This is a genomic window from Compostibacillus humi (assembly GCF_014637175.1).
GTDB classification, from domain to species: domain Bacteria; phylum Bacillota; class Bacilli; order Bacillales; family Amphibacillaceae; genus Oceanobacillus; species Oceanobacillus humi.
Window position 1 is genome coordinate 1 of record NZ_BMEV01000002.1, and the last position, 22,290, is coordinate 22,290.

The following is a 22,290-nucleotide window of genomic DNA, read 5'->3' on the forward strand; positions in this document are numbered from 1 at the left end:
TTACACAGAAACCATTGTCGTGTTTGTCAAGAGCGATGGCGGTAGTTTTCCTCTAACCAAAATGGTTAGAATTTTTATTTTGGGGTAGTTTTCATAGAACTTTTTACACTACCCTGTTGCCTTTTACTACGATAATAATCGGGAAAAGGTTTCAATTGTATTGCATTATTTTACTAATTTGATACTAACACATTCATGTAAAGTAAGAAACTGCCACTATGCAAAATAAGAAAAGACTTTTATCGCCATATCAGATAAAAGTCTTTTCCTTAAAACGTTTATTTCAATTGTTGCATAACCATGTCTTTAATGACAGAGCCGTCTGCCTTGCCTTTCACTTTCGGCATTAATATACCCATGACCTTTCCTATATCTTTTTTCGAAGTTGCATTTACCTGTTCAATTGCTTGTTTTACAAATTCCGCAAGTTCTTCTTCGGAAAGAGGTTCAGGCATATAATTTTTTACAATTGTTATCTCTTTTTCAACCTTTTGAATTAAATCGTCGCGTTTTGCTGCTTTAAATTCGTGGAGGGAATCATTGCGCTGCTTTAACTCTCGCGAAAGAATTGTTAATTCTTCCTCTTCAGATAGAGTATCTTTTCCAAGTTTTATCATTTCGTTTTGGATTGCAGCTTTCAACATGCGAATGACGCTAAGGGTTTCTTTATCCTTGTTCTTCATTGCTTGCTTCATATCTTCGTTCAATCTTTCCATTAATGACAAATCCGTGCACCCTCTTTAATATTTGCGTTTTCTAGCAGCTTCCGATTTTTTCTTCCGTCGAACGCTTGGTTTTTCATAGTATTCACGCTTGCGGTATTCGGTTAATGTACCACTTTTTGAAACACTACGTTTAAAGCGACGAAGAGCATCTTCAAGAGACTCGTTTTTACGAACGCGAGTTACGTTAGACATACTTATTTCCCTCCCTCCGAAGCACAAAAACAAAAAATTATCCAGGCATAGGAATCTTTTCATATGCCTCTCTAAAGTATAATATAATCCTATTCATCGGTCAACAAGTTATTCATTCGATAAGACACTTTATTTGCCTTATTGCAAACTCTGCATGATTTTCACACCGCTGCTGGCACCAATCCGGTTTGCGCCAGCATCTATCATCGCTTTCATCTTCTCATAGTCTCTAATGCCGCCGGAAGCTTTCACTCCCATTTCCGGTCCAACGGTTTCTCTCATCAATCTCACATCTTCTACTGTTGCACCTGCATTGCTGAAACCAGTGGATGTTTTTACAAAATGAGCTCCAGCTTCCTTTGCCAATTGGCATGCCCGTACTTTTTCTTCATCGGAAAGCAGCGACGTCTCAATAATAACCTTTGTTATTGCCGAACCTTTTGCAGCGTTTACAACCGCTTCAATATCCTTCTTTACTGCAGAATCATTTTTTGCTTTTAATTCGCCGATATTAATTACCATATCGACTTCTTCGGCACCGTTCTGTACTGCCTGTTTCGTTTCAAAAACTTTTGTTTCGGTAGACGTTGCCCCTAACGGAAAACCGATGACCGTGCATACTTTTACAGAAGTTTCCTTTAATTTTTCAGCACAAAAGGAAACCCAGTACGGGTTGACACATACAGAAGCAAACTTATATTCCTTTGCTTCGTTTACTAATTGTTCTATTTCTTCTTGAGTTGCTTCTGGTTTTAATAACGTATGATCAATATAACTTGCAAATTGATTATCCATCTGAACGTACTCCTTTATTATGTAATTCTTCAAAATGGTAAGATATAGCAGACAACGCATAAATTGGAGCGGTTTCGGCACGCAGTATTCTCGGACCTAAACGGACGGGCAAAAAACCGCTTTCTTTCAGCTCATTCACTTCCTTTTCGCTGAAACCGCCCTCTGGACCGATGCAGAGAAGGACTTTATCCTCTAGATTCACGTGCATTAAAATATCTCCAAGGGAACTATAGACATTCACTTTTGCTTCTTCTTCATAGGCAAACAATTTTACGTCAAACGCTTCACTCGTTTCAACCAATTGCTTTAGATTCATCATTTGATAAATTTCCGGAATTTTATTCCGGTGACATTGTTCGCTTGCTTCCTTGGCAATTTTTTGAAGGCGAGCAAGCTTCTTTGCGGATTTTTTGGCATCCCATTGAACAACGGACCGCTCCATCTGAACAGGGATAAACCCGCACGCCCCCAGTTCCGTTCCCTTTTGAATAATCAGATCCAGCTTATCCCCTTTAGGCAATCCTTGAGCAATCGTGACACGAACCGGCATTTCCCGGTTTTCCAGCAAAGGTTCGACCGCTTCTGCTTCGACCATGTCTTTCGTGATATTCGTAATGACACATATGCTGGCATTTCCTTCCGGGTCGTTGCAAATAATTTTATCCCCTTTTTTAAAACGCATCACTCTAATAATATGATGGACGTCTTCGCCAATAATATTTACTTTCTTTTCTTTTAGCGGATGCATGATAAAGTATCTTTGCAAAATTTAACACCTACTCTAAAATATTTGCCGGCTTTTCAACATGGAAAGGGTGGAGATTCAGATGTATTTGCTGCTAATTCTTTTTCGCAACGATGGAAATCCAATCATCCATCTCACTCAATGCAATAATTTCAAATCCTTGTTCCTGCAGTTTTTCCAAGACTAATGTTTTCTTGTTTTGGATTATTCCTGAAGTAATAAAGAGTCCGCCTTTTACAAGCAAGTTCCATGCGTCGTCAACAAAGCGGACGATAATTTCAGCTAAAATATTGGAAACGATAATATTCGCCTGAATATCCACGTGATCGAGCAAATTGTTCTGTTTTGCTATGATTTTATCCCCTAAATGATTTAATTTCGCATTGATTTTCGTGCTTTTAACTGCGATTTCATCCAAATCAAAAGCGTATGCTTTGTTTGCACCAAGCAATACGGAAGCAATGCTAAGCACGCCAGAACCGCTGCCAACGTCAAGGACAATATCCCCGTTCTTCACATGCTTTTCCAAAGCTTGAAGGCTTAAAACGGTCGTCGGATGGGTCCCGGTACCGAATGCCATTCCCGGATCCAATTCAATAATAATTTCATCTTCCTTTGACGGCTGATAATCTTCCCAAGACGGAGTAATCGTAATTCGGTTAGAGACTTTAACCGGTTTATAATATTTTTTCCACGACGTAGCCCAATCTTCTTCATTGACCTCGCTGAGCGTAATTTCGTTTTTGCCTAAATCAATATCATAAATAAGCAAATTATTGATTGCCGACTTAATTTGTTCCACCGTTTCCCCTAAATAACTGTTCACAGGCAAATACGCTTTAATTCGCACCCCTTCTTCAGGGTAGTCGTTTGGATCCAGTTCATACATTTCGCCGTATTGGGACCGCTGTTTTTTCTCCAGTTCCAGCGAATCCTCGATGACAATGCCGCCGGCTCCAGTTTCATGCAATATGTTTGAAATTGGCTCCACCGCTTCATGTGTAGTCAAAATGCAAATTTCCGTCCATTTCATTAACATTCCACCCGTTTCCTAAATTGATTAATCCATAGAGCTTCGAAAAGCATTTTTAAATTTCTTAAATATGGAACTATCTTCTTCGTCGAGCGTACTATTGCCGCTTAATTGATGAAACTCGCGTAACAGCTGTTTTTGTTTTTCGCTTAATTTCGTTGGCGTGACGATACGGACTTTAACGATTTGATCCCCCGTGCCTCTTCCTCTGACATTAGGCGCTCCTTTTCCTCTCAGACGAAACATTTTTCCCGTTTGTGTTCCTGCTGGTATTTTCAGCTTTACTTTTCCGTGGACCGTCGGAACTTCGATTTCATCTCCTAATGCTGCCTGGGTAAAGTGGATTGGCAATTCACAGTAAATATGGTCCCCTTCCCGCTCGAAAAAGTCATGGGGTTTCACACGGATGACTACGTACAAGTCCCCCGCAGGACCGCCGTTTATGCCTGGTTCCCCTTTCCCTGCAATGCGAATTTTTTGTCCGTCATCAATTCCAGCCGGCACATTGATTTGAATCGTTTTGAATTTTTTCACCTTTCCGGAGCCGCCGCACGTCGAACATTTATTGCGGATAATCTTTCCTGTCCCTTGACAGTAATGACATACTCTCCGATTAACAATTTTCCCAAATGGCGTCGTTTGTTCCTGACTTAATTGACCGGTACCGTGACAGTAGGTACATGTTTCCGGGTTCGTTCCCGGCTTTGCGCCGGAACCATGGCAGGTGGAGCACGATTCTTCGGTTGGAATCCGAATTTCTGTATCTTTTCCAAAAATAGCTTCCTCGAATTCCAACGTGAGCGTATATTGCAAATCGGCTCCTTGTCTAGGGGCATTAGGATCACGCCGTCTTCCTCCGCCGCCAAAAAACATATCAAAAATATCGCCGAAGCCGCCAAAATCATCTGCTCCGCCAAATCCGCCGAAACCGTCAAAACCTTGGGAGTTTGCTCCGGCATGGCCAAATTGGTCGTATTGGGCCCGTTTATTATCGTCACTCAGCACTTCATAAGCCTCTTTTACTTCTTTAAATTTTTCGGCAGCATCCGGCTCTTTGTTCACATCCGGATGATATTTTCTGGCTAATTTGCGATAAGCTCTTTTTATTTCTTCTTTTGTTGCATCTTTGGATATTCCGAGCACTTCATAATAATCCCGTTTACTCACTGACAAATCACTCTCCCGACACTAGCATACGTTTAATATTATCACTAACCCGCTTTTAGAGGCAACCAATCGTTTCCGCAAGCCAGACAGCGGCACCATTTGCAAAGGAACGGTATCATTCTTTAAGAATGCAAACAATTCGTGAAAAAAGTCAAAGTCAAGAAATACCTGACTTTGACTTTGACCATTTTACCTATATTAAAATATCAGCGAACGAATTTATTTTTTCTCATCGTCATCGACTTCTTGATAATCCGCATCAACGACATCATCATCGGCCTTTGCTTTCGTATTGTTCTGTTCTTCTTGCGGTCCAGCCTGTTGAGCACTTTGCACCTGCTGATATAATTTCACCGTCAGCTGCTGTACATGTTCCTGCAATGCTTCTTTCTTCGCTTTTATCTCATCGATATTATTGGATTCCAAAGCTTTTTTCAGCTCATCTTTTAATGATTCTGCCTTTTGTTTTTCATCAGCTGTTACTTTATCGCCTAAATCCTTCAACGTTTTTTCTGTCGTAAAGACAAGCTGGTCAGCTTCGTTGCGCAATTCCGCTTCTTCCCGGCGTTTCTTATCTGCTTCCGCATTCGCTTCCGCTTCTTTAATCATCCGATCGATTTCTTCATCGGATAAGCCGGAGGACGATTGGATTGTAATCGATTGTTCTTTGTTCGTTCCTAAATCTTTTGCCCGAACATTTACAATACCATTGGCATCAATATCGAAAGTAACTTCAATTTTCGGTACTCCACGAGGAGCTGGAGGAATATCAGTCAGCTGGAAACGGCCTAATGTCTTATTATCTGCAGCCATTTCCCGTTCGCCCTGCAATACGTGAATATCTACTGCAGTCTGGTTGTCTGCTGCTGTAGAGAAAATTTGCGAATGGCTCGTTGGAATTGTTGTATTCCGTTCAATCAGCTTTGTAAATACTCCGCCCATCGTTTCGATTCCTAATGATAACGGCGTTACGTCAAGCAATAGAACATCTTTCACATCACCTTGAAGTACTCCGCCTTGAATCGCTGCTCCAAGTGCAACTACTTCATCCGGATTTACACCTTTTGAAGGTTCTTTTCCTAGTTCACGTTTGATGGCTTCCTGTACTGCCGGAATACGGGTAGATCCTCCAACGAGCAATACTTTGTCGATATCATTCGGAGTATATCCGGCATCGGATAAAGCCCGTCTTACCGGCCCCATCGTCCGGTCCACCAGTTCGGATGATAATTCTTCAAATTTAGCCCGGGTCAAGTTCATTTCCAAGTGGAGCGGTCCTGCTTCCCCGGCTGTAATAAACGGAAGAGAAATTTGCGTTTGGGTCACGCCGGACAATTCTTTTTTCGCTTTCTCCGCGGCATCTTTCAAACGCTGCATTGCCATTTTATCGTTGGCTAAGTCAATGCCGTTTTCCTTTTTAAATTCTTGCACTAAATAGTCAATAATAACTTGGTCAAAATCATCTCCGCCAAGGCGGTTGTCTCCTGCCGTGGCGATAACTTCAAAGGTGCCGTCACCAATATCTAATATGGAAACGTCAAAAGTACCTCCGCCCAGGTCATAGACGAGAATGGTCTGATCTTCCGTTTCCTTATCAATACCATATGCAAGGGCAGCAGCTGTTGGTTCATTAATTATCCGTTCCACTTCCAGCCCTGCAATTTTTCCGGCATCCTTAGTTGCCTGCCGCTCGGCATCGTTAAAATAGGCTGGAACGGTAATAACTGCTTTATCCACCTTTTCGCCAAGATAATCTTCCGCATAGGATTTTAAATACTGCAAAATAATCGCGGAAATTTCTTGTGGGGTATACTCTTTGCCTTCCACGTTTACTTTATAATCGGTACCCATATGGCGTTTAATCGATTGAATCGTATTCGGGTTTGTAATCGCCTGCCGTTTGGCAACTTCACCAACTTGCCGCTCACCGTTTTTAAACGCCACAACGGATGGCGTTGTCCGGTTTCCTTCCGGGTTTGTAATAACGACAGGTTCTCCGCCTTCCATTACCGAAACACAAGAATTTGTTGTACCTAAATCAATTCCAATTATTTTACCCATAACAATTCCTCCTGTTATTTGTTTACTTTAACCATTGCTGGCCTGATAACTCGATCTTTTAACATGTACCCTTTTTGCAATTCTTCGATTACCGTATTCGATGGCTTATCTTCCACTTCTGCCTGCATGACGGCATGGTGGAAATTCGGGTCAAACTCTTTTCCGACGGATTCGATAACCGATACACCTTGTTCTTTAAGCGCATCAAGAAACTGACGATACACCATTGTAATACCGTCAAGCAAGCTCTTTGTTTCTTCCGTAGCCTTTACTTGGAGTGCCCGTTCAAAATTATCCAAAACTGGAAGCAGCGCAGTTACCAGCTCTTGCGCCTTGTATTTTTGATCTGCTTGTTTTTCCTTTAATGTTCTCTTTTTATAATTATCGAATTCGGCTTGCAATCGCAATAGTCTTTCATAAAATTCTTCTTTTTCCTTTGTTGTTTTTTCTAAACTTGCCTTCAGCTCAGCAATTTCTTCTGCTTCCTTTGCTGTTTCTTCTTGTTTATCTTTTGCTTCGACTTCGTTATTGTCATTTTCAGGCTTTTCTTCAGCTGCATTTGCTTCTTCTGTTCCTGCTTCATGTTTTGCTTCATCATTCGTTATGTCTTTTTCTTCCACGAATTCCACCTCCAGAAAATAGTTATGTAACTTGAAAAAGTGGTAAGGTAAGCCTCCTTACCACATAAATCCCTATGAGGACGGGAAATACTTGTGTAAAACATCTGACATTTCTTTCGATAAACTGGATAAAAGGGAAATCACCTTTCTGTATTCCATTCTTGTCGGACCGAGCAAGGCGATTGTTCCCACCTGTCCTTCGCCGAAATGATAGGTCGTTGTAATCAAGCTTAAATCTTTAATGGCCTCAATTTCATTTTCGTTGCCAATTGTTACTTCAATCCCATGTTTTGTATTTTTTAACAGTTCGGCAATCTGTTCTTTATTTTCCATCATCGTAAGAAAGGAATATATTTTGCTAATATCACGGAATTCCGGCTGCAGCAAAATATTCGCCTTTCCGCCGATATATAAGTTGACGGGCTGTTCGTGAGCCAGAATATTTTTAATGTACTCATAGGATTCATCAAAATTACGAACGTACTGCTTTAAAAGTTTCGTGATTTCGCGCTGAAATACTTCTTCTAAACGGACAATCGGCACACCTTGGAGTTTGTCGTTTAATATATTGACGACCTTTTCCAGATCGCTCGGGTCAATGTCGTTTTTCATTTTCATCGTCCGATGTTCCACATGTCCAGTATCCGTTACAAGGATCGCCACTGCCGATCGGGATGAAAGCGGGACAATTTGCAGCTGCTTTAGTTTCGTTTCGAGCAATTCCGGCTCCAAAATGATGGACGTATAATTGGTCAGTTCAGATAAAACTTCGGCAGATATTTGCGCAATTTGCTCCAGCTCGTAAATCTCCTGGTCAATAATATCCTTTAAAATTTTTTTATTGCTTTTATCTGAAATAGGAGCAATCAGATGATCCACATAGTAACGGTATCCTTTTTCCGAAGGTATTCGGCCGGATGAAGAATGGGTCTTTTCCAGAAAGCCCAAATCCTCCAAATCAGCCATCTCGTTGCGGATCGTTGCAGCACTGTACGGCATATTTTTCTTTTTAGCCAATGCCCGCGAACCAACAGGATGCGCCGTTTCGATAAAATCATCTATAATCATTTGTAGTATTAACAATTGTCTTTCCGTCAGCAACGCGACCACCCCTGTTAGCACTCGTTATCATCGAGTGCTAATTCTACTAATAAAGTAACAAAACATAATTTTTTTGTCAATGAACTTAAACTTTATCCAGCCGGCAATTTATCTGTATCTGTCAGCATAAAATACTCGGATACTTTGTTGGCTAAGAGCAGTCCTTCGTCCGTTAAGCGGATGACATTCTCGGTTTCTGCAAGCAATCCCCTATCTGTCAGTTCCTTTATTTGATCGGAATACACACTCTCAAGGGAGAAACCGAATTTTTCCTTAAATGCATGTTTATTTATTCCCGCAATTTTCCTAAGACCGAGCATCATTTCCTCTTCTAGTTTTTCCTTTATTGTAATTGTTTCCGTTTGGAATATAGGCTTTCCGTCTTCCATCGCTTTTTTTATATATTCCCGCAAGCCATGAATATTTACTGCCCGTTTACCCGGATAATAGGCGTGCGCCCCGGCGCCAAAACCGTAATAATAATCATTCGACCAGTACGTTAAATTATGTTTGCTTTCAAATCCGGGTACGGCAAAATTGCTGATTTCGTACTGCTTTACCCTATGCTGCTCCATTTTGTTCCGAAGTAAGGAATACATTTGGATTTCTTCCTCTTCCGTCGGCCGATGGAGCACGCCCCGCTCGTGCTGCTTATAAAATAAAGTTTTCGGCTCAATTTGCAAACCATAAATGGAATAATGGGGAAGCTGGAAACGGAATACTTCGTCCAGCGTCGATTCAAATTTGGCAATCGTTTGGTGGGGCAAAGCGAACATTAAATCCAGGCTTATATTCGTAAAATGATATTTTTGCAGCAGTTCAACGGTCCGGTATACGTCCTTGGCCCGATGGCGCCTGCCCAGTTCTTCCAATAATTGATCATCCATCGTTTGTACGCCAAAGGATATACGCGAAATTCCGTATTGTTTTAAAAGGGCTGTCTTTTCATCGTCAATATCTCCGGGATTTACTTCGATCGTAAATTCTTTGCAGGCACTTATATCAAACTTGCGGCTGATAATCTTCAGCAAATAATGTAATTGTTCCGCACTTAATGCGGATGGTGTGCCGCCGCCAATATAGATTGTCCGTACTTTATTTTTCTCCCCTTTTAATTTTGTATCCATTTCCTTTTCCAGTGCAATTAAATATTCATCTGCCAGTTTTTCATGATAAAAATATTTGACAAAAGCACAATAATGACAAATTTTTAAGCAAAAAGGTATGTGAATATATACCGATTGGACCTGTTCCATGTTAGATTCCTTTCTTAATGGAAAAAGGAAAAACAAATTGCCGTTTTTCCTTTTTCCTAGTATTAATCTTCATCCATCTGCAATACGGCCATAAAGGCTTCCTGAGGCACTTCTACAGAACCGACCATTTTCATCCGCTTTTTCCCTTCTTTTTGTTTTTCCAATAGTTTCCGTTTTCGGGAAATGTCTCCGCCGTATAATTTGGCCGTAACATCTTTTCTCACTGCTTTAATCGTAGAGCGGGCAATAATTTTGTTGCCGATTGCTGCTTGCACTGGAACTTCAAACTGTTGTCTCGGGATGAGTTCCTTCAGTTTTTCCACGATTTGTTTTCCGCGGTTATAAGCAAAATCCCGATGAACGATAAAGGACAGCGCATCAATTTTGTCGCCATTAAGCAAAATGTCCATTTTCACCAGTTTGGACGGCTGGTAGCCGATTAATTCATAGTCAAAAGACGCATAGCCTTTCGTATGGGATTTAAGCTGGTCAAAAAAGTCATAAACAATTTCTGCGAGCGGGATGTGATAAATCACATTCACCCTAATATCATCCACATATTGCATATCGATAAACGTTCCCCGTTTTTTCTGGGATATTTCCATAACACTGCCGACAAAGTCATTCGGAACCATGATTGTCGCTTTTACATATGGCTCACGAATTTCCTGAATTTGCTGCGGTTCCGGCATTTTGGAAGGATTATCGATCCGGATGACTTCTCCGTCAGTTTTTTCCACTTCAAAAATAACACTTGGGGCTGTCGTGATTAAGTTAATATTAAATTCCCTTTCAATCCGCTCCTGAATAATTTCCATATGCAAGAGCCCCAAAAAGCCGCAGCGAAATCCAAAACCTAGCGCCTGGGAAGTTTCCGGCTCGTAATGCAGCGCCGAATCGTTCAATTCCAGCCGCTCCAGCGCTTCCCGCAAGTCATTATAATCATTCGTATCAACAGGATATAATCCGCAGTAAACCATTGGATTCAGGCGGCGATAGCCGGGCAGCGCCTCTTCTGCCGGGCGGTTGGCATGGGTAATCGTATCCCCCACCCGGGTATCCCCGACGGATTTTATGGACGCGGTAATATAACCGACATCGCCGACAGTTAATTGTTCCCGGGCACTTGCTTTCGGGGTGAATACTCCAACTTCATTCACTTCATATTCTTTTCCTGTAGCCATCATGCGGATTTTATCGCCGACTTTCAATGTTCCTTCTTTTATACAAACATAGGCGACAACCCCGCGATAAGAATCATACATCGAATCAAAGATCAGCGCTTTCAGCGGCGCATCCGGGTCTCCTGCTGGCTCCGGCACGACTTCCACAATCCTTTCTAAAATTTCCTCGATTCCGATGTTCGCTTTTGCCGAAGCTAAGATGGCCTCATCCCCGTCAATCCCCAATACATCCTCCAATTCCTGCTTTACTCTGTCCGGGTCAGCATTTGGAAGATCAATCTTATTGATAACGGGAATAATTTCCAGATCATTTTCCATCGCCAGGTAGACGTTTGCCAAAGTTTGTGCTTCGATGCCCTGGGCAGCATCGACAACTAAAATGGCACCTTCACAGGCAGCTAAGCTCCTCGATACTTCATATGTAAAATCCACGTGGCCTGGTGTATCAATTAAATGAAAAATGTATTCCTCATTATTTTTGCTCGTATATTTTAATTGGACCGCGTTTAATTTTATCGTAATGCCCCGTTCCCTTTCCAAATCCATTCCGTCTAATACTTGCTCTTTCATTTCCCTTTTTGAGAGGGTATTCGTATTTTCCAGAATTCGGTCGGCAAGGGTGGATTTACCGTGGTCAATATGTGCGATAATAGAAAAATTCCGTACCTTTCTATTTTTGTTCCCCATTTATGTCCTTCACTCCTACCCAAGTCTTATTGCAATTATTACGTTAACTCATAAAATTTATTATAACAACAGGGTTATTGATATTCAACGATTAACAAAAAAGAGGAAGGCCGCGGCCTCCCCCTCCTTAGAAAAACAATGCTGCAATTCCGTACAATATGTTGACGACCAGTTCATAAAACCCTTGTACTCCTGCTTCGAGAGCAGAAGCCGTTTTTTCCGCAAGTGTCGGTTCCGTTGGAAGCAACTCCTCTATATCCTCCTCCTGAAGAGGATCCTCTTGAACAGCATTCTCGCCTTCTTCAACAATTACTGAAACAGGTGTATCTTCAGTTATTGGTTTTTCTTCCACACCTTTCGTCTCCTTCATGCCATATACCGCTCCAGCGAGAAAGAATATGACCATGAAAAGCAATATAATAAATCCTCTCACCATAAATATTCCTCCTATGGATTTGCATCCACTTCTTCCGCATCCCAATAATAGTCGCTAAACACTTCTGCCAGTGCATCTGCCGTCCGGTACAATTCATTTAAATGATTTTCAACGCCGCCGATCTCAATGAGGAGCGCATGTTCGGATAAATCTTGATTATAGACACCATTATTGCCGGAACCGCCTTGTGGTATAACTCCCCGGCTTAGTCCAGGATATTTTTCTTCCACCAAATAATGAAGTTCTGTCGCCAATTCAAGATTTTTTTCCATATTCGGATGGTCTTCCCCGATGACAAACATAATCTTTGCATAACTTTCCCCGTTAATTTCTGCCGTTGTATGTTTTTTGCCAAGTCCGTCCCGGTGAAGGTCAAATACATATTGTAAATCTTTATTATTGTTAAACGCTGCAACGACAGATTCCCTTGACACTTCATAGGACCGCCAGTACTCCCAATTTCGTTCGCTTAACTTTTTCGCAAAGTCTGTTTTATCTACTTGTGCGCCGATGCCCTTTGCTTCCAAAGATTTTGCGAGCCGTTCGCTCACTAATGTTATGTTCACTTCGTGGTGAAGGGCTTTATTCGGGTCATTGACTCCAGGCAAGTGTGGAAGAAATGATTCCCGATTATGGGTGTTGTAAATAAACACAACATCCCGCCCTCCAGTTGACGGAGTATTTCCTTCATCCTGTCCGTCATCCTGTTCCAGCTCTTCTTCTTCAAATACTGCTTCTCGCTCTTTTAACACTTCTTCCAAAGGCGGGGACGATTCAAAGGGAAGATTCGTATAATCCGTTCCTGTGCCTGCGATAAAAATCTTCCGGTCATAAATGGAAAAGCCCGGAATTTCATTGCCAAGCAAACTTCTCGGATCATTCGGCTTAATGCTTGTGGCAACTTCAAACAACAAAGAGGCAATGCCTAACGTATCATGTTCTTCCTTCATTACATATTGAAAAGCTTTGTTTTCCATTGCCAATATATGACTAAACACACTTCCGTCCATATCACTTGTCCATGATTGTATGACGTCGGAAGTAATGCGGTAAGCAGGTTTCATAGAGGTAAATATTCCGATGGAAAAAAATAGAATAACAATACTGAATAAATATAGCGTGCTTCCTTTCCATAGCGAAGGTTTCCGGTACGGATGCTTGAAGGCCATGGTTCCATCCTTTCTACTAATAGTCTCTTATCCCAATCTATGAAAGGGAAAGAAAAGATAGAACCATTCTTTTACAGAAAATTTTTAATAGAATTATCTCGTATAAGAAGCAAAATTGCTCACGTCTATTTTCTCATGGAGTGCTGCATTAATCCCTTCAGCAATTAAACTGGCCATATCTTTCATAAAGCTGTCCACTTCTTTCGGGGTTACCATTAAATTATGCCCGATTGGCGTCAGCACTTCGGAAATTAATTGCCGTTTCTCGTTGTCCGATAATGTTCCGACGATGCCCAAAAAGGTTTGGCGTTTTTCTTCATCAGGCATATCCGCTTCAGTCAGCTGTTTTTTTCCGAAAACCATTCCTGCCGGTGTTAAAGCTTTTGAAGGTTTGTCCTTTTCTTTCCATTCTCTGCCAAAGTGCTTTAATAAAAAGTCAATGGTATCATTCGTAATCGTTACCGCGTCAACGACTGTCGGCACTCCGATCGCTAATACAGGAACACCTAGCGTCTCTTTGCTTAATTCTTTCCGTTTATTTCCGACGCCTGATCCCGGATGAATGCCGGAGTCGGATAATTGAATCGTTTCATTAATCCTTTCTATCGACCTCGATGCAAGGGCGTCTACAGCGATAATAAAATCCGGCTGCAGCTTCTCTGTAATTCCGTAGATGATGTCACTCGTTTCCATTCCGGTAATTCCCATGACTCCCGGTGCAATGGCGGCAACAGGCCGGTATCCGTCCGCTACCGTTTCATATTCCAGCTTAAATAAGTGGCTTGTAACAAGCACCTTTTCAACCGCCATTGGTCCGAGAGCATCTGGAGTAACGTTCCAGTTTCCTAAACCGACGATTAATCCGGTGCCATCGGACGGTATATTATTTTTTCGTATCATTTGTTCCAATTCTTTTGCTAAAATTTTCGCCGCTTTCTCCTGCCGTTTTGTATCCTGTCTTTTCACTCCGTCTGCATAGATGGTGACATACGATCCCGGCTTTTTCTGCAGGAGCTTGCCTCCTTCCTCATCAATATCCACGTAGGAAATTTTTATGCCATCCACTTCTCTATCTTTAAATGTAACTCCTTTTATTTCCCCCGGCTCTGCCGTTTTTTCTTCGACATACATATCTTTTGCTTCAACTGCCAAATCGGTTCGCACTTGATACTCTTTGTACTCTTCCATCGTTGTCCATCCTTTCCAGTTAGACTTAGTAATAGAATGAACCATAACGAGAAAAACATGCAGGAGCTTACGGCTGATAATTGCGGTCGTTTCATAAAAATGATTGAAATATATAATTTCCTTTGGTAAAATATCATTTGTTACTTTATGCAAATGTTAAAATATAGGAATGATTATTCTGATTCATTCTGACGCGGAAGTTTTACTAGGAGGTGAAGCAACATGGCAAATATTAAATCGGCAATTAAACGGGTGAAAATTAACGATAAAAAACGCGCATTAAACCAATCGCAAAAATCGGATATGCGCACTGCCATTAAACAGGTAGAAAAATTTGTAGAAGCGAATGACGTGGAAAATGCAAAATCTGCCTTGCAAGTAACAATCAAAAAAATTGACAAAGCAGTTCAAAAAGGCATTATCCATAAAAACACCGGCAATCGCCAAAAAGCTCGTTTAGCAAAAAAAGTTAACAGCTTAGGCGCATAAAGAAAAAGGCGGAGAACGATGACGTTTCTCCGCCTTGCTTTTCTTATTGCTCAATTAATTTATACAGCAGCATTTCAAATGCCAAGTCTTTTTCCATCTCTCCTCTTTTCATCGTTCCATCGGTTTCGGCAATTTGGTGAATAATGTTTTCTAACTTCTCCACAGAAAAATGCTTTTCCCGGTTCATCGCAATTTTGACAACGTACGGATGCAATTTTAATTGCTTTTGTATCTGATATTGGGTATAGCCCTTTTGTCGCAGCAGCTTCACCCGTAATATCGTTCTAAATTGAAAAGCTAACAAACCGATTAGCGATATCGGATCCTCTTTTAATTTTTCCAAATCTTTAAAAATACGAATCGCCTCAGCCAAGTTTCTTCCCATCACCGCATCCGCAAGGCGCAATGAAGTGCTGTTTGCTGTTTGGGAAAGGAGCTGCCCAACCACTTCCCTTGTTACGAGTCCGCCTTCCCCGACGAAGAGGGCAAATTTTTTTAATTCTTCCTCCAAAAGCTGGAGATTCTCGGCCAACTCGGTTTCCAGCACCTCACGGGCGTCCTCGGTCACCGTAATATGCAGCTCTTCTGCAATACTGCTGATCCAATCCCCAATTTCCTTTTCTTTCACCGGTTGGCAAGGTACGACTGTAGCATATTTTTTCAATACTTTAGCAACTTTTTTCCGCTCATCGACTTTTTCATAAGGAGCAACCAAGACGAGGACAGAATAATCTGCCGGATTTGCTACATACTGTTCCAATAGAGATACATCATGCTCGAAGGGAAGCTTGTCCATTTTCGCCTTTAAAAAAACCGGATTAGACGCAAAAACAACTTTGCGCTCGCCAAAAAACGGGAAGGTTTCTACATCTTGGATAACTTCCTGGACAGGGATTTCTTCTAAATCAAAAAATGAAATATTATCCTTTTCTCCGCCTGCTGCTTTTTCGGCAATGACCTTTTTTATATGGTCAATAAAATATTGTTCCGTTCCATAGACGAAATAAACCGGATCCACTTTCCCTTTTTTAATGTCATTCACGATTTTTATGTAAGACACGTTATCACTCCGTAATCATTCAATTCAATACCCCAACTTTATGGTAATTTTTTCGGCAAAAATTAGCAACAATAAAAACGGAGGGGTTTTCTAATATCTGTCCCTCCGAGTATCTATATAAACGTTTAACATATAGCTCTAGAAACTATATGTTAAACGATGTTTGTTATTAGATTGTGTCGAAGGAATAAAACTATAGATGTAAAGTGTTGCTAAATTTGGGTTTCTATATTTTTTATGACAAATTTCTTACAGAAGTGGATTTTTTTTAATATTTCCTATATACTAGTCATGAAATAGGAGGGATACTTGTGAACGAATTCGAAAAAGATGTACAAAAAACGAACGACGTCGTTGATTCCATTAAAGGTTTCAGTTTTTCATTCATATTCTTCGTATTGATCTTTTTTATCGGTGTGACGATAAGTGTTTTAAACGGCTAATTACATATGCAATGCTGATTTTTTTGACCCTTACCGGCGAGGTAAGGGTCAAATTTTTCTCAAGATTTCCGTTCTTCTTTTGTTACTATCTTATGGCAAATACGTGAAAAACGTTCCACTGCGTTCGCCAAAGATAAATTGGACGGCACCGTGCTCGTCTGTCCGCAGTATTTCGATCTCTTTATTCTGGAGACGGGCGATGACATCCGGGGACGGATGGTGAAAAGGATTATTTTCTCCAACCGATATGAGGGCAATTTCCGGATTAATTTGCTGGAGAAATGTTTCAGCGGTGGACGTTGCACTGCCATGGTGGGCTACCTTTAACACATCTACATTCAAATTCGGATAGCGATGAAGGAGTGCCATTTCCTGCTCCTGTTCGATATCACCGGTAAATAACCAGCTATATTCACCGAATGTCGTAAATAATATAAGCGAATTACCATTGGAAGATGCATAATCTTTTTCCGGTCCTAAAACAAAAATCTGTTGGCCGCCGATGGACAGAACATCCCCCTCTCCTACCCTTGTTACCTCAATCCCATGTTCTTTCCACAATTTTCTTTCCTCTTCTGTCACGTCATAATAATTGCTGATAATAATTTGGTCTACCATTCCATCCTTAATCATAAACGGCATGCTTCCGTTATGGTCTAAATCTTCATGGGTAATGACGAGACTGTCGATTCGTTTAATCCCGCTCGCGTAAAGAAAGGGCTTAATAATCTGTTCATAAATATGTTCGGACGGCCTCTCTTTTGCATAATCATAACGTGTTCCCGCATCGACCATGATAACGCCTTTCCGGTAAGGCAATTCGATAACGAATGCATCCCCTTGCCCAATATCCAGCATAGTCACCTTTCCTGTCGGAGAAAAATATGGGTGAACAGCAATAAGAATAAACCAGCCGGTTAATATCATTCCATACCCAAACGCTTGTTTTCTTTTTATTTCTATCAGCTTTTTCATTAATAAGTAAAAAACGATGTAGTATAAACCAATCCATAGGAACGGGATGTCGTCCGCTAAAAACGGATGACGGAAATATTGATCGGTAAGAAAAATTATCGAAACGATTTTTTCATGGATGAAAGAAAATAGCATGCCTATTTTCGGGAGCGGGAAACAAAGGGACAGGATAACGAGGATATACATGAATGGTATGACAAAAAGGGAAAAATACGGGACGATGATGACATTTAGCAATATGGATAAAGGTTCAAAAATTGTAAAATAGTGTAACTGAAGCGGAATAATCACCATTTGGGATACAAAACTAATTCGGAGCAGCTGCATAAAAGTGTTTGGGACTTGAAAAAGCCAATTCCTTGCCAGGACGAGACCAAAGGTAACTAAAAAGGATAATTGAAAACCGACATGGAAAATAAAATACGGGTTATATAGAAGGAAGAACAAATAAATTAATGACAGCACATCGAGGGGCGGAAACTTTAGCTGCCATTTCTGCACGAAGAGAAAGACGATGACCATAAAACATGCCCTAAGGACTGGAGGATCCCCTCCCGCCAAAAACGCGTAGAAAGGAAGAAAAAAGATCAGTATTTGCCGCAATTTTTCCTTTGTCACGACTCCCCCTTTTCTCAGAACGAAATAAAGAAAGGCAATAAGGATTCCGACGTGGGTACCGGAAATGGCGATAAGGTGGGACAACCCCCACCGCTGCAGCAATTGGACGATCTCTTTATCCAGCTTGGAGTCATCACCGAATACGAGGGAATTTGCCCAGGATGCGGTGTACGGATCGTAAATTGATTCTATATGGTTAATCAGAAAATTCCTTAGCTGATAAAATCGGTGCCAGAAACTTTCCCCTTTACAGACGATGTCATCCAATGACGCAATGATTACCTGGTTGGATATATTTTTTGTATATAAATATTTACGGTAATCAAATTGACCCGGATTTCTGCTTGATTGGGGATGTTCGCTTACTCCTTCCAGCATGCATAAAGCACCGTGTTTCAGTTTACTAAGTTGCTTGTTATCCATCTGGTCTTCGGAATGGAAATAAAGGACGAGCAATAGGCGGCCGCTATCCTTTTCTTTCAGGATAAATTCAATCCTTTTGTCGGAAATATTTGGAGGCTTAATTATCTCTCCTTGACCAGCGTATTTTTCCGAGTGTGGTTCACTTATGGAAGTTTTCTCGTAGAGGGGAGGAAAATAGAAGAAGAAAAAGAGGAGGGAGGCGGCGGAGCACAATAAAACTTGTTTTCCTAACCTCCTGTTCCAATATAAAAAACCGATCCATAAAATATAAAGTGCGCTAAAGAGAATATTGCCATAATAATGTGACAACAAGGAAGCAATCGTACTAAACGCTACGATATGCATATATCCTTTCAACTGGCATACACCCTATTATTGCATGTTAAATAACTCGTCGGCTTTTTTCTTCAGTAATTCGGCATCACCTGCCGGAACTTTATCAAGCAATTCCTTGACAAATGCTTTCTTTTCTTGGCCGTTCATTTCAAAGGTTAAGTATTTCAATGGCACTTTCTTCGTTTCCACGCCCGCTTCTTTGAATAATTGAATCGCATACTCGTGGTTGCGATAATCTTCAGCATAGTAGACCGTTTTAATTCCAGCCTGAATGATTTGCTTCGAACATTGCAAACACGGATAATGGGTAACGTATAGTTCGGCTCCGTCTGTGGGTACCCCAAATTTGGCACATTGCAAAAGGGCGTTGGCTTCGGCATGAACAGTGCGGACGCAATGGCCGTCAATCATATAACAGCCTTCGTCAACACAATGAACACTTCCAGAAACGCTGCCATTATATCCCCCCGCAATAATCCGTTTATCACGAACAATCGTTGCGCCGACCATTAATCTTGTACACGTTGAACGAAGCGCCAATAAATGGCTTTGGGCCATAAAATACTGGTCCCACGAAATTCTTTGCATCGTGCTATTCCCCCTTTTCCTTTCTATTAGTTTACCTGTATTAGACAAATTTCGTCAATGTTCGCTTAGGGCACTTGAATCTCGTCTTTCAATTTTTCCAATGTTTTTTCGCCAATTCCGGATACGTTTAATAAATCTTCCGGGGATTGAAAAAAACCGTTTTCTTCCCGATATTGAATAATCGCCTCTGCCTTGGCCGGGCCAATGCCGGGAAGGGTTTCAATTTCTTCCTTCGTCGCATAGTTTATTTTTATTTTCCCATCCGCTTGGGTAAAACTATTCCCCGCAGCTATCTCCACAGCTGCATCTTTTGTCGGGACAAAAATCACCATCTCGTCCTGTACCCTTTGGGCAAAATTCACTTGATTTGCATCCGCATCTTCTGTCAAGCCTCCCGCCATTTCAATTACGTCATGAATTCGGGCATTGCTGTCAGTTATATAAATACCCGGTGACTGAACTGCCCCCTTAACGTCAACAACAATTTCCTCCGGTACGACCGATTGGGTCTCCAATTCTTCCGGAGATTCCAATTCTTCCATGGAAGCGATATGCATGTCCTTTTCCTTTTCGGGCAGCAACAGAAAAAGGATAATTAATGCTATTCCCAGAATAAAATAGACGGAATACTGTTTTACGAGGTGTATCATCTGAGGCATCTCCACTCCTTGTCGGGGAAGGAAAGGGGGATATAGCAAGGTGATATTTCAATTCGACAAAAATTCACAAAACCCTTCTTTTCATAAAAAAATACCGGAGTATTACTCCGGTATTTTTTCTGCAACAAAGAAAATTCTCTCTGGTGTTTGCGCAGGCTCCTTCGTTAATGAAAAATCATAATATACCGATATATTTTGAAACCCGGCTTTTTCCAGCAAGCGTTCATAAAAATGTACAGGATAAGTCCGCTGATGATGGATTTCATCAAATCGCTGATATAAGGCACCATCCTTCACAAAAATCGTAAGGTCATGAAACATTTCCCCCGGCTCAGCGCCTTCACGACAAAACCAAATGTAGGATACATCCTCCATCACATCGGCAAAAGTATGATTGATATAATGGTTACTGACATGATCTAGCGAATGGATATCGAACATAAATAAACCTTCCCTCGCAAGGGAAGCATATACCCGGTCAAACACAACGGCTAAATCCTTTTCTTCCGTTATGTAGTTTATCACGTCACAGTAGCTGACACATACATCGATGTTCTCCAAGCCGTTGAGCTCCCGAATATCTTGGCAAACCCACTGGATATCCACTTTTTCATCATAGGCTTTTTGATCAGCGACGGTAAGCATATCACGTGACGAATCTACACCTGTCACATGATAGCCTTCTTTTGCAAGACGAATAGCGATTTCGCCGGTGCCGCAGCCTAAATCGGCAATACGAAGATAAGGCCTGTTCCCAATGATTGCCTTCGTGAAGTCGACCCAGCGGCTGTACGGGGCTTCCTTCATAAAACGGTCATAGACAGACGCTAATTGGTAGTACGCCATGCTTATCCTTCCATTCCGATTTGTAACGGAATGCGGGCAGCGTCTCCCCAAAGCCGTTCCAAATTATAGTAATTCCGCTCATCTTTATGGAAAATGTGACATACTACATCACCAATATCAACTAATACCCATCTCGCCTGTTCAAAACCTTCCATTCTCTTCACATGGATGCCCTCTTCTTCCAGGCGGTCTTTTATTTCCTTTGCAATCGATTGCACTTGCCGTTCATTGTTGCCGTGGCAAATAAGGAAATAATCTGCGATTAGGGAAACGTTTTTCATATCTAAAGCAATAATGTCTTCCGCAAGCTTATCGTCACATGCTTCCGCTGCAAGCTGAACGATTTTTTTATTTTCTACCAAATACACTACCTCCATTTAATCGTTTTGTAAGATCATTATATGCATAAAATGTATCCGGGTAGATAGGCTCACCCTTACGCATTAAATGTTGTATCGTATTTTTTGAGGCTTGATGACAAGCCTGAATTATGTCTTTTTCTGCCATCGCACGGACTTCCTCTACACCGGGAAAATTCCTTCCAGGCTCAATATAGTCCGCCAAAAAAACAATCATTTCCAATAAGGACATATGTGCCCTTCCCGTCGTATGATACTGAATCGCCAGCCGGATTTCTCTATCCTGAATTCCGTGCTCCCGGGCGATTAAAACTGCAGCAACAGGACCATGCCACAATTCGGGATGATATTCCAGCAAATCTTTCGGCAAATCACTTTCAATAATACACCGCTTCATTTCCTCCAATGGCCGATATTTGCAATAATCATGGAAAATTGCTGCAAGAACTGCCTTTTCTTTGTCGGCAAAATATTTGTCAGCCAGGAGTGCAGCAGTATCCGCTACTCGTAGTGTATGCTGTAAACGTTTCTCCGGCAAATATTTTTTTACAATGCCGATCGCTTCTTCACGCTTCATATAACCCCTTCTCCCTTATATACGCATAAACTGAATCGGGAATGAGATAGCGGGACTCTATCCCGTTCCGCAGTCTTTCCCTCAAAAGAGACGATGAAATATCAATTGCCGGAATTTCCACTTCAATAAAAGGATAAGTTGTCTTTAGTTCGTAACCCGACCGCTTTACACCGACGAATTTTACAAGCTGAACCAGCTCTTCAATTCGATGCCAATGGGGCAAATATTCTACCATATCCGCACCGATTATGAAATAAAAATCAACATCCGGAAATTCGTTGCGAAATTGTTTGATCGTATCAATCGTATACGACTTGCCGGACCGTTCCACTTCGACGGTTTGCAGGCGAAAATGTGGATTTGCTGAAATGGCAATTTCTGTCATTTGCACACGGTCTCTGGCAGTAGTTTTTGCCTCCTCCTTATGGGGAGGAGTATACGTAGGGATAAACCAGATTTCCTCCAATTTTAATGCGATGCGCACTTCCTCTGCTATGATAAGGTGGCCGATATGGGGCGGGTCAAAGGTTCCTCCAAGTATGCCGATCTTTCTCATGT

General features: G+C 41.4%; 24 protein-coding genes. 2 read left to right on the forward strand and 22 right to left on the reverse strand.

Features of this window, described 5'->3' with window-relative positions; translation table 11 throughout:
- Window positions 1-278: 278 nt before the first annotated feature.
- From IEV18_RS00495 to gpr, 14 genes are all read right to left on the reverse strand, one after another.
- The gene (locus tag IEV18_RS00495) at window positions 279-725 is read right to left on the reverse strand and encodes a GatB/YqeY domain-containing protein (RefSeq protein WP_188390403.1); all 447 of its coding nucleotides are present in this window, start codon (window positions 723-725) and stop codon (window positions 279-281) included.
- A gap of 15 nt (window positions 726-740) precedes the next feature.
- Complete coding sequence (rpsU, locus tag IEV18_RS00500) at window positions 741-917, reverse strand: 30S ribosomal protein S21 (protein ID WP_188390404.1); 177 nt, start codon at window positions 915-917, stop codon at window positions 741-743.
- Between the two features lie 138 nt (window positions 918-1,055).
- Window positions 1,056-1,712 (reverse strand): deoxyribose-phosphate aldolase, encoded by a 657-nt coding sequence (gene deoC, locus IEV18_RS00505; RefSeq protein WP_188390405.1) that lies wholly within the window; start codon window positions 1,710-1,712, stop codon window positions 1,056-1,058.
- Window positions 1,705-2,478: a 16S rRNA (uracil(1498)-N(3))-methyltransferase gene (locus tag IEV18_RS00510; protein ID WP_188390406.1), complete on the reverse strand. Its 774-nt coding sequence runs from the start codon at window positions 2,476-2,478 to the stop codon at window positions 1,705-1,707. Before IEV18_RS00510 ends, deoC begins: the two co-directional genes overlap by 8 nt.
- A gap of 73 nt (window positions 2,479-2,551) precedes the next feature.
- Window positions 2,552-3,490 (reverse strand): 50S ribosomal protein L11 methyltransferase, encoded by a 939-nt coding sequence (gene prmA / locus IEV18_RS00515; protein WP_188390407.1) that lies wholly within the window; start codon window positions 3,488-3,490, stop codon window positions 2,552-2,554.
- Between the two features lie 27 nt (window positions 3,491-3,517).
- A complete protein-coding gene (dnaJ, locus tag IEV18_RS00520; RefSeq protein WP_188390501.1) occupies window positions 3,518-4,657 on the reverse strand; it encodes a molecular chaperone DnaJ in 1,140 nt (379 codons plus the stop codon).
- A 219-nt stretch (window positions 4,658-4,876) separates the two neighbouring features.
- On the reverse strand, window positions 4,877-6,718 hold the full coding sequence (gene dnaK, locus IEV18_RS00525) for a molecular chaperone DnaK (protein ID WP_188390408.1): 1,842 nt from the start codon (window positions 6,716-6,718) through the stop codon (window positions 4,877-4,879).
- 14 nt (window positions 6,719-6,732) lie between these two features.
- Window positions 6,733-7,338 (reverse strand): nucleotide exchange factor GrpE, encoded by a 606-nt coding sequence (gene grpE, locus IEV18_RS00530; RefSeq protein WP_188390409.1) that lies wholly within the window; start codon window positions 7,336-7,338, stop codon window positions 6,733-6,735.
- 72 nt (window positions 7,339-7,410) lie between these two features.
- Window positions 7,411-8,439: a heat-inducible transcriptional repressor HrcA gene (gene hrcA, locus IEV18_RS00535; protein ID WP_188390410.1), complete on the reverse strand. Its 1,029-nt coding sequence runs from the start codon at window positions 8,437-8,439 to the stop codon at window positions 7,411-7,413.
- Window positions 8,440-8,531: 92 nt separating this feature from the next.
- A complete protein-coding gene (gene hemW / locus IEV18_RS00540) occupies window positions 8,532-9,695 on the reverse strand; it encodes a radical SAM family heme chaperone HemW (RefSeq protein ID WP_188390411.1) in 1,164 nt (387 codons plus the stop codon).
- Between the two features lie 62 nt (window positions 9,696-9,757).
- A complete protein-coding gene (gene lepA, locus IEV18_RS00545) occupies window positions 9,758-11,566 on the reverse strand; it encodes a translation elongation factor 4 (protein WP_188390412.1) in 1,809 nt (602 codons plus the stop codon).
- Window positions 11,567-11,693: 127 nt separating this feature from the next.
- Entirely contained in the window at window positions 11,694-12,002 is a 309-nt protein-coding gene (locus IEV18_RS00550; RefSeq protein ID WP_188390413.1) for a hypothetical protein, read from the reverse strand.
- A gap of 11 nt (window positions 12,003-12,013) precedes the next feature.
- On the reverse strand, window positions 12,014-13,171 hold the full coding sequence (spoIIP, locus tag IEV18_RS00555) for a stage II sporulation protein P (RefSeq protein ID WP_188390414.1): 1,158 nt from the start codon (window positions 13,169-13,171) through the stop codon (window positions 12,014-12,016).
- Between the two features lie 93 nt (window positions 13,172-13,264).
- The gene (gpr, locus tag IEV18_RS00560) at window positions 13,265-14,359 is read right to left on the reverse strand and encodes a GPR endopeptidase (RefSeq protein WP_188390415.1); all 1,095 of its coding nucleotides are present in this window, start codon (window positions 14,357-14,359) and stop codon (window positions 13,265-13,267) included.
- Between the two features lie 222 nt (window positions 14,360-14,581).
- On the opposite strand from gpr, the gene rpsT reads away from it, so the two are divergent.
- Window positions 14,582-14,848 carry a 30S ribosomal protein S20 gene (gene rpsT / locus IEV18_RS00565; protein ID WP_188390416.1) on the forward strand — a complete coding sequence of 89 codons (267 nt, stop codon included), beginning with the start codon at window positions 14,582-14,584 and terminating at the stop codon, window positions 14,846-14,848.
- Between the two features lie 43 nt (window positions 14,849-14,891).
- On the opposite strand, the gene holA is transcribed toward rpsT, so the two are convergent.
- The gene (holA, locus tag IEV18_RS00570) at window positions 14,892-15,908 is read right to left on the reverse strand and encodes a DNA polymerase III subunit delta (RefSeq protein ID WP_188390417.1); all 1,017 of its coding nucleotides are present in this window, start codon (window positions 15,906-15,908) and stop codon (window positions 14,892-14,894) included.
- Window positions 15,909-16,219: 311 nt separating this feature from the next.
- Between holA and IEV18_RS00575 the strand changes: the two genes are divergently transcribed.
- Window positions 16,220-16,351 (forward strand): YqzM family protein, encoded by a 132-nt coding sequence (locus tag IEV18_RS00575; RefSeq protein ID WP_188390418.1) that lies wholly within the window; start codon window positions 16,220-16,222, stop codon window positions 16,349-16,351.
- A 90-nt stretch (window positions 16,352-16,441) separates the two neighbouring features.
- On the opposite strand, the gene IEV18_RS00580 is transcribed toward IEV18_RS00575, so the two are convergent.
- From IEV18_RS00580 to IEV18_RS00610, 7 genes are all read right to left on the reverse strand, one after another.
- Entirely contained in the window at window positions 16,442-18,724 is a 2,283-nt protein-coding gene (locus IEV18_RS00580; RefSeq protein ID WP_188390419.1) for a DNA internalization-related competence protein ComEC/Rec2, read from the reverse strand.
- Between the two features lie 15 nt (window positions 18,725-18,739).
- The gene (locus IEV18_RS00585; protein WP_188390420.1) at window positions 18,740-19,291 is read right to left on the reverse strand and encodes a ComE operon protein 2; all 552 of its coding nucleotides are present in this window, start codon (window positions 19,289-19,291) and stop codon (window positions 18,740-18,742) included.
- A gap of 65 nt (window positions 19,292-19,356) precedes the next feature.
- Window positions 19,357-19,941 (reverse strand): helix-hairpin-helix domain-containing protein, encoded by a 585-nt coding sequence (locus IEV18_RS00590; protein WP_188390421.1) that lies wholly within the window; start codon window positions 19,939-19,941, stop codon window positions 19,357-19,359.
- A gap of 111 nt (window positions 19,942-20,052) precedes the next feature.
- A complete protein-coding gene (locus IEV18_RS00595) occupies window positions 20,053-20,796 on the reverse strand; it encodes a class I SAM-dependent DNA methyltransferase (RefSeq protein ID WP_188390422.1) in 744 nt (247 codons plus the stop codon).
- A gap of 2 nt (window positions 20,797-20,798) precedes the next feature.
- On the reverse strand, window positions 20,799-21,158 hold the full coding sequence (gene rsfS, locus IEV18_RS00600) for a ribosome silencing factor (protein ID WP_229733503.1): 360 nt from the start codon (window positions 21,156-21,158) through the stop codon (window positions 20,799-20,801).
- Window positions 21,145-21,732: a bis(5'-nucleosyl)-tetraphosphatase (symmetrical) YqeK gene (gene yqeK, locus IEV18_RS00605; RefSeq protein WP_188390424.1), complete on the reverse strand. Its 588-nt coding sequence runs from the start codon at window positions 21,730-21,732 to the stop codon at window positions 21,145-21,147. Before yqeK ends, rsfS begins: the two co-directional genes overlap by 14 nt.
- A complete protein-coding gene (locus IEV18_RS00610) occupies window positions 21,722-22,288 on the reverse strand; it encodes a nicotinate-nucleotide adenylyltransferase (protein WP_188390425.1) in 567 nt (188 codons plus the stop codon). Before IEV18_RS00610 ends, yqeK begins: the two co-directional genes overlap by 11 nt.
- Window positions 22,289-22,290 lie beyond the last annotated feature (2 nt).